At 72.2% G+C, this 13,096-nt stretch carries 8 protein-coding genes and 1 pseudogene; 4 read left to right on the top strand and 5 right to left on the bottom strand.

Features of this window, described 5'->3' with window-relative positions; all coding sequences use genetic code 11:
• Positions 1-208: 208 nt before the first annotated feature.
• Positions 209-1,954 (bottom strand): NAD(P)H-dependent oxidoreductase, encoded by a 1,746-nt coding sequence (locus tag AC2CJA_RS06020; protein WP_484601615.1) that lies wholly within the window; start codon positions 1,952-1,954, stop codon positions 209-211.
• A 3-nt stretch (positions 1,955-1,957) separates the two neighbouring features.
• A complete protein-coding gene (locus AC2CJA_RS06015; RefSeq protein WP_484601625.1) occupies positions 1,958-2,899 on the bottom strand; it encodes a carboxymuconolactone decarboxylase family protein in 942 nt (313 codons plus the stop codon).
• Between the two features lie 501 nt (positions 2,900-3,400).
• On the opposite strand from AC2CJA_RS06015, the gene AC2CJA_RS06010 reads away from it, so the two are divergent.
• Positions 3,401-4,228 carry an SAM-dependent methyltransferase gene (locus tag AC2CJA_RS06010; protein WP_484601614.1) on the top strand — a complete coding sequence of 276 codons (828 nt, stop codon included), beginning with the start codon at positions 3,401-3,403 and terminating at the stop codon, positions 4,226-4,228.
• A 402-nt stretch (positions 4,229-4,630) separates the two neighbouring features.
• Here AC2CJA_RS06010 and AC2CJA_RS06005 read toward each other — a convergent pair.
• Positions 4,631-5,539, bottom strand: a pseudogene (locus tag AC2CJA_RS06005) (acyltransferase family protein); the annotation flags it as partial.
• 307 nt (positions 5,540-5,846) lie between these two features.
• On the opposite strand from AC2CJA_RS06005, the gene AC2CJA_RS06000 reads away from it, so the two are divergent.
• From AC2CJA_RS06000 to AC2CJA_RS05990, 3 genes are all read left to right on the top strand, one after another.
• Positions 5,847-6,917: a DUF2855 family protein gene (locus AC2CJA_RS06000; protein WP_484601613.1), complete on the top strand. Its 1,071-nt coding sequence runs from the start codon at positions 5,847-5,849 to the stop codon at positions 6,915-6,917.
• A gap of 50 nt (positions 6,918-6,967) precedes the next feature.
• Positions 6,968-7,699 carry a DUF2306 domain-containing protein gene (locus AC2CJA_RS05995; protein WP_484601612.1) on the top strand — a complete coding sequence of 244 codons (732 nt, stop codon included), beginning with the start codon at positions 6,968-6,970 and terminating at the stop codon, positions 7,697-7,699.
• A gap of 477 nt (positions 7,700-8,176) precedes the next feature.
• Entirely contained in the window at positions 8,177-8,929 is a 753-nt protein-coding gene (locus AC2CJA_RS05990) for an SDR family NAD(P)-dependent oxidoreductase (protein ID WP_484601611.1), read from the top strand.
• A gap of 420 nt (positions 8,930-9,349) precedes the next feature.
• On the opposite strand, the gene AC2CJA_RS05985 is transcribed toward AC2CJA_RS05990, so the two are convergent.
• Positions 9,350-10,696 (bottom strand): extracellular solute-binding protein, encoded by a 1,347-nt coding sequence (locus AC2CJA_RS05985; protein ID WP_484601610.1) that lies wholly within the window; start codon positions 10,694-10,696, stop codon positions 9,350-9,352.
• Between the two features lie 65 nt (positions 10,697-10,761).
• On the bottom strand, positions 10,762-13,002 hold the full coding sequence (locus AC2CJA_RS05980; RefSeq protein ID WP_484601609.1) for a molybdopterin-dependent oxidoreductase: 2,241 nt from the start codon (positions 13,000-13,002) through the stop codon (positions 10,762-10,764).
• Positions 13,003-13,096 lie beyond the last annotated feature (94 nt).

The following is a 13,096-nucleotide window of genomic DNA, read 5'->3' as shown; positions in this document are numbered from 1 at the left end:
CCTCCAGCAGCGTCCAGACCTCGATCAGGTCCTCCGGCTCCCACTCCCGCCGCACCCCCGGGCTCCTTCCGGTCGTCATGACCGGACCAACCTCGCCGAGCACGGCCCCCGATGAACCCAGAAGATCAAAAGCGCTGACAAGCACACCCCAGATCCGCCACAGAGAGCTACTTGTCACTTCGCCGCAGCTTCGGGAGAACAGGGCCTCTCAGGCCGCCCTGTTCAGGAACGACGGCTGCCCGGCGCCCAGCCGGGCTCTGCCCAGCCACAGGACCTGGGAGAGCATCCGCATCAGCCGCTCCTCCTCGGGCGGCACCGTCCCGTCCGGGGACGGAGGCGTGGGCGGCCGCGAGACGGCCACCCCCACCGGGGTCGGCCAGCCCCGCACCGAGTGACTGATGGTGCGCAGCGTGGCCAGGGTGGATGCGGCGCCATCAGCCGCCGCCCCGACAGCGACACAGCCGATGGCGCGTCCGTCGAGGTAGGGCGCCGGTCCGTCCAGGTCGTTGACATAGTCGAGGGCGTTCTTCAGCAGGCCGGAGACGGTCCCGTGATATGTCGGGGAAACCAGGACGACGCCATGGGCGCGGCGCAGTTCCGACAGGAACTCACCCACCCGGGGATGTGCAGGCGCGAGGCCCGGCCGGTAGGCGGGGAAGTCGATGTCCGCCCCCGCGAAGACCCGCACCGTCGCCCCCTGTTCGGTACAACGCAGAGCACACCACTGAGCGACGCGGTCACAGGTCGACCCCCGGCGGAGTGATCCGCCGACCAGGACCACGCGCGGTACGGACTCGGTCGCGGGGCTCTCCGCTACGGGCCCGGGTGCCTCCCGGGTCCGTAGCGGAGGGGCGGGCGGTCTCGCGGGAGAACGGGTGGCCCCGGAGCCGAGGACGCCGGCGGCAGGCCCGCCGGAGTCCTCGGCCGGCTCCCGGTGTTCGTGCCGGAAGGCGGTCAGCGCACGGAGCACGTCGTCGTGCGCGGCCACGGCGTCGGCGAGGGCGAGGGCCTCCTCCATCGCCGTCCCCGCTTCCCGGCCCGAGGACCCCGAGGACCCCGAGGACGAGGCCGCTGGGCACACGGCGTTGCCGAGCAGGACGACACGTCCGTCGACCCGGCGGGGGGCCGGAGTGCGGTCGTGGGCGTCGGCAACAGTGATGTCCTGTGGAGAGGTGTTCCTGACCAGGTCCACCACGGGCGGATGCCAGCCGGTGAGGGCGGCGATCAGGTCGGCCCGTGCGCGGGCCCGCCCCTTGGCGGGCCAAACGCCGGGTGCCGAGTCGATACGGGCCGTCCAGCACAGCAGGTCTCCGCCGACCGGGAGAACGTTCACCCGGACACCTCGGCCGCCGACTGTGTGGGGACGTCTTTCCAGCGCGGAACCGTCGGCACAGCCGGACACCGAGGCGTGACCCGCGTACTCGGCGGCGGAGGTGTCCGGGAGTATTCGCCGCCGGAGGACCGGGTCGACACCATCAGCGGCCACCAGGGCGGCGCATCGCAGGGTTCTGCCATCCGACATCCGGACAGTGACGCCGCCGTCGTGTGCGCTGTGGCTCTCGACGGTGGTGGACAACAGTACTGCCGCACCCGCGGTGAGGGCCTCGTCGAGCAGGGCCCGCTGGAGGGCGGAGTGCGTGATCGAAAGCCGCGGGGCGTTCGGGCCCTCCAGGGCTTCCTCGGTCAGGACGTTCCCCGCCGCGTCCATCACCAACCGGGCCTCGCCGGGGCGCAGGAGACGGCCCATTTCCCTGATACGGGTTCCCAGGTTCCCGCCGAGCGCGTCGGCGGCCCGCAGACCATCGGGCCGCAGGACCAGGCCCGCGCCCTGGGCACCGATCCGCGCTGACCGTTCGACCACGGTGACGTCAACGCCTCGCCTGGCCAGCGCGACGGCCGCCGCCAGCCCGCCAATTCCGCCGCCCATGACGGCTACCGATTCCCTCTTGACCACGGTTCAGCTCTCCTGTCGGTGTGTGCGTGCCGGTGAACCGGCGAGCCGGGCGGCGAGGAGGGCGGCCGTCGTCAAGGACGCCCAGGCGGTCAGTTCCACCAGTTTCCGGTCGCCGGGGTACTGTTCGCGGAAGGCGGTTACATCGGTTTCGGCGACCTGGTACGGGGCGAACGCGGTGAGCAGCGCGAGCCGGGCGGCGGGCAGATGCTCCGCAAGCGGTGGGAGGGAGCTCGCGAGTGCCTCCTCCAGCCAGGTGCGGCCGAGGCCGGGAGGTGACCCGTCCCAGGCTTCGAGCCGGGACTCCAGCAGACGGCGTACCGGCCAGGGGACCCAGCGAGCGGCGTCGTCGACGGCGGCGGCCGAACGTCCGACGGCATCCGCCACCGGGCCTGTCCCGGCCCACCACGGGCCGGGTGGTGCCGGTGGCAGCAGCACGTTGCCCTCACCGGGACGCGGTGGGCCGGCGGCCGGACGCATGGCCCGGGCGACCGTGCGCAGAATCGGGCCGCGTGCGGCCGCGGGGGTACGCGCGGGTACGGGGGACTCGTCGAGGAAGACGGAGACCATGCGGTTGAGGTAGTGGAAAGTGAGTGCCACGCCGATGATCTCGGACGCCTCCCCGGCGGTGAAGGGGGCCCGCTCCCCGCGGCCTGCGCCGGACCGGATCCACTGGGCGGCCCCGCCGCCGGGCGAACCGGGCGACAGCCGCGGGGAGGTCTCCAGCGTGGCCTGGTGGATGTCGACGCAGTAGGGGCAGGCGTTGGCGCGGGAGACCTCGACGGCGACGGCCTCTTTGACGGCCCGGCCGACCCGGCCCTCCACCAGAAGGGTCTCGCGCAACAACAGCCAGCTCGCGGCGAGCACCCGGGGAGCCCCGGAATGCAGCGCCAAAGGCGGTGCGACGACGCCGAAGTCCCGTTCGGCCTGGGCGTACACGCGAGCCACCAGCCCTTGGGCGCCTTCGGGAGGGACCGCTCTGACATGGCGGATATCACGCAGGGAACCACGCAGGACGGCCCTTACCATCGTCCTCATCCTCGTGCCTCTCTCGGACACGGCGCGCCCGGCCGAGGCCCGGCACGCCTGCGGCTGCGGGTCTACCGGACGACCCCGTAGCGGGCCGCCGGCCCGCGCGGGAGCACAACGCCGCGGAGACCCGGCAGAACGCGTCTGTCCGGCATCCGGGCTCTCCTCATCCGGTCCTGGGGCGCCCGTGTGGTGCTCCCCGGCGTTGCGGCGCCCACCCGGGGGCACCGAGCCGATCCTGGCACCGGCCGTGTGCTGGGGTGTTATCCGAACGTGCCCTCCTGCGGATTCGGCGCGGCCTGGCGAACCGGAGTGCGGGCGGCAGCAACTCCGGAGATGCGCCGGTCCGGCGAACGGCCGAAGATGGTCCGTCGTGCCGTTCGGCCACTGTGCGACGCCTCGATGGGAGTGACGGGTCCAATGCGGGAAGCGGCAGCCAGCCCGGCGGAGATCGGGAGGCACTACGACGAGCGTTCGCCCATCGGTGAGGAGTTCCGCGGCGGTCAGCTGCACATGTGGTACTGGTACGACCGTGACGACGACGCCCCGCTGCCGGAAGCGGTGCACCGCATCACCCGCAAGGTGGCCGGCACCCTCGGGCTGCGCCCGGGGGAGCACGTGCTGGACGCGGGGTGCGGTCCCGGCGAGACGGCGCTGTTCCTGGCTCGGCGGTACGGGGTCAGGGTGACCGGGGTGACCGTGAGTGATGCCGAGCTCGAGACGGCGCGGGGACGGGCCGGGGCCGCGGGGCCGAACGCCATGGTGGACTTCAGGTACGGCGACTACATGGAACTCCCTTTCCCGGATGGTTCGTTCGACGCCGTGCTCGCTCTGGAGTCCCTGCAGAACGCCCCCGACCTCGGGAGGGCGCTGGGAGAACTGCACCGGGTGCTGCGGCCGGGCGGGCGCATGGCGTTCTCCGACTTCAGTTTGGAGAGCGCGGCCGAACCGGAGCGGGTGGAGCGGTTCATGACGACGCTGAGGCTCCCGCTGCTGCCGACCCTCCCCCAGTGGCTGGCGTACGCGCGCTCGGCCGGTTTCGAGGTCGAGGAGTACACCCAGTGCGGTCCGCGCGTGTTCGGGATGAAGGACAAGTACCTGCGGGCCGCGATGGAGCGGCGTGATGAGGTGGCCGGCAAGTTCGGCGAAGGGGGCGTGGCGGAGTTCTCGCGTCTGCACCGGGGTTTCTTCACCCCCCGCAAGGACCAGATCGGTTATGTGATCGCCTGCGTGCGCAAGAGCGGATGAGGGCGGCCGAAGCAGGCGGCTGGGTGTGCCCGCTTCGATTGTGGCACCCGGGACTTCCCGCCGACCGCCGGCCGGTGTGTGCGGCTCGTCGAGAAAAGTACGAGGGCGGGCGGGTGGCCTGTCCGGGGGAGATCGCCCGCGTACCGGACCGAGTCGTTCGGTGCGAGCGCGGGCGGCCCCGGCCGGGGCGGCGGACGCCGCCTCCGCCTCCGGGTCGGCGGTCTTCCCGGAGAGCGGGTTCGGCCCCGGCCCCTCCTTCTGTGCGGCACGGTCGCGGCGTTCGCCGCGCGATGTGGCGAAGCGCCGCATGATCGGGCGTTCCACCAGCGTGTACAGAGCCCGGGACAGCAGCAGGGTGACGGCGAACAGCAGCGCGATCACGCCGATCGCCTGCGGTGTGTCCCAGGTCTTGCCGGCTCCCAGGAACCGGTGACCGTAGACCTGGACGAGTTGGTGGGTGATGTAGAAAGCGAAGGAGATCTCACCCAGCCACACCATGGCACGGCTGGAGAGCCAGTTGCGCAGCCGGGACGACTCCGCCCGGGCGGCGCTCGCCACCAGGAGACCGAGCGGTACCACCATGATGGCCACCAGGTGGTACGCGGAGGGGAAGAACGGTGTGGCGGCATAGGCCACGGCGACGAGGACCGCCGAACCGCCGAAGCTGAGAGGGAGCCTGCGTCCCTCCATCACCACGCGGGCCAGGATGATGCCGAAGACGAAGTCCAACAGACGCGTCCCGGGGAATTGGTAGACCAGCCACAGATCCGCCGCCGTGATGTTCACCGCCGGGAAGACCTCCTGGTCAGGGAGCCGGTCGGCGACGAACGGCACGGTGAAGATCGCCGCCACGACAGCGCCCGCCCACCTCCACAGGCGTTCGGGACGAATACGGCCGATGAGCCTGATCAGGATCGGGAACAGCGCGTAGAACAGGGCCTCGCAGGACAACGACCAGGCCACGCCGTTGAGAGAGGCGCGGACCATGATGTCCGGCGACCACGAATGCAGCAGCAGCAGTTGCAGCGCCACGTCCCGGCCGCTGACGGACGCCTGTGCCACCCAGGCCGCCAGCATCATGGCGGCGATGAGGGTGAGCAGGTGGAGGGGGTAGATCTTGAAGAATCTGCGCCGCAAGAACGCCGGCGTGGTGTCGTCAGCGCGCATCGTCCAGGTGAGGATGAACCCGCTGAGGATGAAGAAGAAGCCGACGCCAGTCCAACCGCCCTGATAGAAGATTGTGTTCGCGACGTTCTGGCTGTGTTCCGAGGTGAAGAACCGTTCGGGCACGGCATGGAAGAAGAACACCATGGCGGCTGCGATGAACCGCATTCCCGTCAGAGCGGGAAGCCTGGATGCCTCGGGGGCCCGGGAGCCCGGAGTGCGTTGGGACATCGGGACCGTTCTCCCCCGCTCAAGTCATAAGAGCTCGTGACTGTGCCAACCGGCATCCCTCGACGGCATCTTTGAGGTTGCTCGGTCGCCTCCCGCGCCCGTGACGTCCGGGTCTCCCGCGACGACCGCAACCCAGAAGATGCGTCCCGTGTGGCCTGAAGTCGACCATGGCTCGGGCGGGCCTACCGGGCCGCACGCGGCAGGCGGTGGAGGGGAGACGGAAGTGCCGGATCAGGACGGATGGGACCTGCTGGTCGGACGAGAGGACCTCACGGCGACCGAGGTGCGCCCGGCTGCCCTGGTTCCACTGCGGCCCGGCCAGGTACGACTGGCAGCCGAGCGGTTCTCCCTGACGGCGATCACCGCCACCTACGCGCGCCTGGGTGAGTCCGAGCTGCCGTTCTTCGACGCCTTCCCCGGGCCCGAAGGCCGCGGCCGGGTTCCGGCCTGGGGTTACGCGCGGGTCGAGGAGTCGCGGCACCCGGACATCGCCGAGGGGACCCGCTGCTTCGGCTTCCTGCCGCTGTCGACCCACGTGGTACTCACCGTCTCACCGACGGCCGGAGGCTTCGCCGACACCACTGCAGAACGGGACTACCTGCACCCCTGGTATCGCCGGTACCTGTCCGCCGGGGAGCCCGACGACCTGGACGACCACCGTGTCCTGCTGCGGCCCCTGTACCCCGCCTCGTTCGCCCTCGCCGAGTTCCTGGGTGGTGTGGCCTCCTCCAGGACCGTGCTGGTCACCAGCGCCTCCAGCAAGACCGCCGTGGGGATGGCGGCCCTGCTGGCGGACAGGGATGACATCACCACTGTCGGGATCACCTCCTCCCGCAGTCTGCCCTCCGTACGGGAACTGGGCCACTACGACCGCCTCCTCGCCTATGAGGATCTCCCCCGCGCCGAGGTGTCCGGACCCGCCGTCCTCGTCGACTTCACCGGCCAGGCCGAGCGGCTCTCCTCGGTCTACGAACGGTTCGGCACCGTGCTGGAGGACGCGCTGCTCGTCGGCTACACGCACCCCGGCGCGCAGATCGAGCCGCCCCGGGGGCTGAGCGGTCCCGAGCCGTGGATCTTCTTCACACCCTCGGAGGAGGAACGGTTCGCCGAGAAGGAGGGGGAGCAGTCCTACCGGTCCCGGTACCGCGCCGCCGAGGAACGCTTCGTCCGGGACGCGCCCTCCTGGCTGGCCGTCGACCGGCGCAGTGGTCCCGAGGCACTCGCCGGTGCCTACCGCGCGCTGATGGCCGGTGAGGTCCCGGCCCGCAGCGGCATCGTGGCCACCCCCCGCTGAGCCATTCCAGCCCTCACTCCAGCCCACCCGCCCGAACGGAGCGCACCACCGTGTCCCAGAGTCTCGACGAACCCGTCGTGTCGTCCCGGCCAGACCACCCCGACGCCCCCCAGGGTCGCGCGGCTTCGCGCCGGGCGGACCGGAGGGGGTGGTTCGGCCGGTACTACACCGTACCGCTCGCCGTCGCCGCCGGCGCCTACCTGCTCTACCAGCTTCCGCCGTACCTCACGTTCGATCCGGCGAACACGCACATCCCCATGCAGTTCCCCCTGCACTACGCCGTCCTGGCCGGGCACGTCATGACCGGTGCGATCACGCTGGTCACACTGTGTCTCCAGCTGTGGCCGTGGCTGCGCCGCAACCACCCGGCCGTCCACCGCTGGAGCGGCCGGCTGTACGTGTTCGCCGGTGCGCTGCCCTCCGCGGCGCTGGCCCTGATCATGTTCCCGTTCTCCTTCCCCGCGGGCAGCGTGGCCGTGCTGATGTCCGGTGTGATGTGGGCGACGACGGCGATGGTCGGCTGGGTGCGGGCCCGGCAGGGCCGGTACGCCGAGCATCGCCGCTGGATGCTCTACAGCTTCGCGATCGTGTGGGGCCAGACCGTGTGGGGCCTGGTCATCGGGCTGACGCTCTTTCAGCTGCCTTACGCCATCGACATCACCTACATCTCCGAGTCGGCCCGGTGGGTCGGCTGGGTCGGCAACCTCGTGCTGGTCCACTGGTGGCTGGAGCGGACTTCCAGACGCGGGCAGGAGCCCGCGGTGGCGCGGAGCCGTTCCTGAACGAAGCACCATCCCGGCCGGTCTCCGGCCCCGCCCCCGGCCGGGAGAGGCGGGGGCGGGGCCGATCGCGGGGAGCCGTCGTGGCCCTCCGCTCCCCGCGGTCCGGACGTCGAGGGGGGCCAGGATGGCTGCTGCCCCTGACGGCTCACGGGCACGAGTGGTCCGGGTGCGGGCGGACGCGGTCTTCCTCCGGTGCGTCGAACAGCGGCCGGGACCCGACGCCGCCGTCGTACACCGGTACGACCCCGGCGAGCCCCAGGACACGGTAGATGCCCTTGTCGGCCCCCGGCACGAGGGCGTCGCCCGGGCAGTGCTCGTCCTCGGTGGACGGGCCGTGTCCGTACGGTCCCGCCCCACCCGCCCTTCCCGTCTTCCGGATTGCTCTCCTGGGGGCTCCCCGCCTGCGGCTGTGTGCACCGGGGCCGGAGCGCAATTCCAAAGATGCGCCGAGCCCGGCGTCGCCGCGACGCTGGCCGTATGAGCGACTTCACGAACAGGACGTACTTCATCACCGGCGGCGGCAGCGGAATCGGCCTCGCCACGGCCCGCCGCCTCCTCGACGAGGGCGCGAACGTGGTGATCGCCGGCCGCGGCGCCGAGCGGCTCGCCACCGCCGCCAAGGAACTCGGCGGTGGCGACCGCGTGCTGACCGTGACTGTGGACGTGTCGCGCCCGGCCGAACTGGAGGCCGCGTTCGAGCGGACGCGTGAGCGTTTCGGCGCCTTGCACGGAGTGTTCGCCAACGCGGGCGTCAGCCTCAACGCGCGCACGGCCGACGTGACCGAGGCGGACTTCGACCAGGTGGTCGGCACCAACTTCAAGGGGACGTTCTTCACCGTCCAGAAAGCCCTGCCCCTGCTGGCCGAGGGCTCCTCCGTGGTACTCAACTCCTCCTGGCTGGTGCACCGGGGCATGGGCCCGGGTTCGGTGTACGCGGCCAGCAAGGCCGCGGTGCTTAACCTTCCCCGTACCCTTGCCCCGGATCTGGCCGAGCACGGCATCCGGGTCAACGCTGTAACCCCCGGCCACATCCGCACCGAGATGTTCGACACCGTCGCGCCGGTCGAGGAGGTTCGGGAGTTCTTCCGCGGCCAGGTCGCGCTGGGCGCTCTCGGCACCCCCCGGGACATCGCCGAGGCGGTGCTGTTCCTGTTGTCGCCGCGGTCGGCGTACGTCACCGGCCAGGAGTTCGTCGTCGACGGCGGCCTGACCGGCTCCGTCCCCTCCTGACCGGGCGCGGAAGCGCCCGCCGACGCCCCGCCCGCGGCCGGTCCCCAGCACCTCCCGCCGCCGGCGGGCGCCCGCCCCCGTCCGTCCCGGGGGACGCCGCGATGACGGTGTTCACCCTGCCGCCGTACCCGATGAGGGTCAGCTGCGGCGTGCGGCGTTCCCGGTGGCCGCGGACGGGGGTCCGCTTCCCCGGCCGGCCCGGCCGTGTCCGTGCGGTCACCACGGCCGGGGAAGCGGTGGTTCGCTCCCGAGGACCGTGTCCGGATACCGCGGCCCGCCGGCGGTGACCGGCGGTGATCGTGGAGACCCCGAGGGCCGGGATGTCCGTGCGGGAAGTCCGCCCGCGGATGTCTTCCTCCGCCGTGCTGGTCGTCGCACGCCCGGCGTACCAGGGCCGGAGCGCTCCTGAACCCGGCCGCCTCAGATGCGCACCGCTAGGCAGCCGGGCGTCTCGGGCCCCGTGCCCAGCGCGTAGGCGTTGTAGTCCTCCAGCAGCGCCTGGGCCCGGGCCTGGGCGCGAGCGAACCGCTCCCGGGGGTCGGCACCCCGGGCCAGGACGTCCTCCATGGCCTCCATCATCACGATCTGGATGGCGTGGAACCCGCCGAGCACCGCTCCGTGCACCTCCGGCGGACCGGTGCGCAGGCCGAGCTGCTCGCCGGTCGCCCGGTGGTGCGGATGCAGGTCGAACCAGCCCTCCTCCTCCAGCAGGGCGACCGCCCCGTGGGTGGCGGGAGCCGAGCCGCTGGCCTTGTGCCACTGGGCGGCGGCGCGGGGGCTGTTGAGGTACTGCATGAAGGCCAGCGCGCCGTCGCGGATGGCTTCGTCGAGACCGTCGGCCAGCCACAGCGAGTCCCCGCCGATCCAGTTGCCGGCGCAGGGCAGGGCGCCGTTGCGGGGCAGGACGCCGACCTCGATGTCGAAACCGGCCTCGGCGGCGGCCCGCACCATGTAGTTGGCGTCGAAGGACGAGCTGAACCGCAGGGCCACCTCCTGGTCGGCGAAGGCCCTGAAGGTGCCCGCCCAGTCCTCCGGAACGCCCGTGTGGAGGTAGTGGCCGTCCCGGTGCAGGTCCCGCCACCAGGTGACGTAGTCCAGGAGCGCGGCGGAGGTCAGGTCGACCCTGGTGGCCCTGCCGTGCCGCCCGTTGCCGGAGTCGGTGAGCGGCGCGCCCTGCTGGGCCAGCGCGTGCTGCATGAACTTGCCGTCCACCGGCCAGGCGATGGCTCTGCGCGGACCGTTCGCGAGCCGGGCGACGGCCTCGCACGCGGCCGTGGTCTCCTGCCAGGTCCGCGGTACCGACGCGACCCCCGCCGCGCGCAGAACGGTCGTGTTGGCGTACAGCAGCATCGTCGACAAGGTCAGCGGCATCGTCGCGAACTCGCCGTCCACGGTGTGGTACTCGCGCACGCCCGGCAGGAAGTCGCCGAGCACGACGGGCTCGCCCAGGATCTCCGTACGGCCGGCGACGGCCTTCTCCACGGAGGTGAACAGCGGCCTGCCGTCACGGGCGCGGACGTCCCGGGCCAGCTGGGACGCCCCGGCGTAGTAGGTGGCGACTGCCGGAGCGGTGCCCCGGGCCGCCGCCGCGGCGACCGCACGCGGAAGCTCCTCGTAGGAGAACCCGCGGATGTCGACCCGGTAGCCCGGGTGCGCCTTCTCGAACTCCCTGGCGCGCTCGCGGATCGGCTCCAGGAAGCCGGGGAACGGGAATTCGGAGAGCCAGACATCGATGACTGCCTCTCCGTCCCGGATGCCGGGTCGCATGGGTCCTCCAGTGGTGGGAACGGAGTGTGGCGGCGGGGTCGGCGGCGGGCGGGGAGGCCCGGCCCTCAGGCGGCGGAGGGGAACGCGGCCCCCCGCGGGGCGGAGGCGTCGGAACCCGCCCCGGTGCCGCCGGGGCCGGGAGCGGGGGTCACCGTGACCGGAGCACCGTTGAAGACCGCGTTGCCCGAGACCGGATCGACGACGGAGTCGTCGGTCAGGGCGTTGGCGTTCACCCCCGGGTTACGGGCGGCGGTGCGCTGCGGCGAGCCGGCGTGTCCCCAGCCGTGGGGCAGGCTGACCACGCCCGGCATGATGCGGTCGTTCGGTTCGACGGGGACGACGAGGTCGCCCGTGGCCGAGGTGACGCGTGCGTGGGAGCCCAGGCCCAGCCGGGCCACGTCGTCCGGATGGATGTGGAGCGTGCACCGGTTGCTGCCGCCGACGAGCGCGGGGACGTTGTGCAGCCAGCTGTTGTTGGAGCGCAGCTGGCGGCGCCCGATCAGGAGCATCGGCGGCACAGGGGCGGCCATCCGCCCGCGCAGGCGGGCGACCTCCTCCTCCAACTCGGGCGGGGCCAGCCGGACCAGGCCGGACTCGGTGCCGAGCACCTCCGCCAGACGCGGCTCCAGCGGCCCCAGGTCGATGCCGCTGGGGTGCTCGCGCAGCCGGGCGAGCGACAGCCCGTACGGGCCCAGTCGCAGCATCGCGTCGAGCATGAGCTCCGGACCGCTGTCGCCGTCGAGCAGGGCACGCGCCTGGGCGACCTCCATCCCCTCGAAGGGAGAGCCGGGAGCCCGCACCCCGGCCTCGAGCAGCTCGCCGACGATCGCCTCGTCCAGCTCGCGGGGGTCGGCGTCGGCGCCCCGGCCGGAGGCGATCAGGGCGAGACGGGCCATGATCTCCGCCTCGGAGAGCTGTCCCGGCTCCAGTGGCAGGGCCGGCGGGGAGAACCGGGTGTAGTTGCGCACGGTGACCGTCAGCAGCAGCAGATCGTAGTGGGGCATCTGCATCATGCGCGGCGGAGGCAGGATGACGTCGGCACAGCGGGTCGTCTCGTTCAGATAGGGATCGACACAGACCATGAAGTCCAGGCCCCGCAGGGAGCGGGCCAGCCGCGGGCCGTTGGGCGCCGACAGGGCGAGGTTGCCGGCCACCGAGACCAGCGCCCTGACCTGCCCCTCGCCCGGGGTCTCGATCTCGTCGGCGAGGGTCGCCACGGGCAGTTCCCCGAGCGATTCGGGAAGCTGCCGGACGCGGCTGCGCCAGCGGCCGGAGGTGAAGGGCCGCGGTCCCCAGGGCACCTCCACGGTGGCGGGCCGGGTGAACATGACGCCGCCGGGGCGGTCGAGGTTGCCGGTCAGCACGTTGAGCACGTCGACGAGGTACTGGGTCAGGGTGCCGAAGTCGGCGGTGCAGGTGCCCACCCGGCTGTAGACGGCAGCGGTGGGCGCGGCAGCCAGCTCACGGGCCATCCGGACGATCGTTTCGGCCGGCACCCCGCACGCCTCGGCCACCGCCTCCGGGCCGAACGGCACGGCGTGCTCCCGCAGCCGTTCCAGGCCCTCGGTTCCCACGCGCGGCGTGACGAGGTCCTCGGCCAGCAGCGTGTGCACGACCGCGAACAGCAGCAGGGCGTCGGTGCCGGGCCGTACGAAGACGTGCTCGTCGGCGAGGTCGGCCGTACGGGTGCGCCGCGGGTCGACGACCACGATCCTGCCGCCGCGCCCGCGCAGCGCCCTGAGCCGTCCGGGGAAGTCCGGGGCCGCGCACAGCGAGCCGTGCGACTCGGCCGGGTTGGCGCCGATCACCAGCAGGTGATCGGTGCGGTCCAGGTCCGGCACGGGAATGGCCATCGCGTTGCCGAACATCAGCCCGCAGGCCACCTGCTTGGGCATCTGGTCGATGGTGCCGGCGCTGTAGAGGTTGGTGGTGCCCAGAGCCTGGGAGAGCGGGCCCCGGTAGAAGATGCCGGCCATGGTGTGGAAGGTGGGGTTGCCGAAGTAGGCGGCGACGGCCTGGCGTCCGTGCCGGTCGACAACGTCGGTCAGGCCCTTCTCCACCGCCCGGAATGCCTCGTCCCAGCTCACCTCGCGCCACTGGTCGCCGGTGCGGATCATCGGCGTCCGCAGCCGGTCGGGATCCTCGTCGATCCGGCCCAGGCTCGCTCCCTTGGGGCAGACATAACCCCTGGAGAAGGGATCCTCGGCATCGCCCCGGACGGTGCGGACCCGGCCGTCGTCGCCGAGTTCGATCCGCAGGCCGCAGACGGCGTCGCAGATGGGGCAGGTGCGGTGCGCGGTTCTCAACGGAACTCCAGGAGCGTGGGAGGGCGGAATCCGTGGGGGGGGGGGGGGCGGGCGGGCCGCCCGGCCCCCCGCCCGCCGTCCCGCGGCCGCTTCC

This window comes from Streptomyces sp. ATLC9 (genome assembly GCF_057196705.1).
Note: the sequence above shows the minus strand (reverse complement) of the source record. Positions and strands in the feature narration are given on the sequence as shown.

Excerpts from the sequence above, each read along its gene's own strand:
- AC2CJA_RS06010 (WP_484601614.1), top strand. The coding sequence starts at position 3,401 with ATGCGGGAAGCGGCAGCCAGCCCGGCGGAGATCGGGAGGCACTACGAC.
- AC2CJA_RS05990 (WP_484601611.1), top strand. The coding sequence starts at position 8,177 with ATGAGCGACTTCACGAACAGGACGTACTTCATCACCGGCGGCGGCAGC.
- AC2CJA_RS05985 (WP_484601610.1), bottom strand. The coding sequence starts at position 10,696 with ATGCGACCCGGCATCCGGGACGGAGAGGCAGTCATCGATGTCTGGCTC.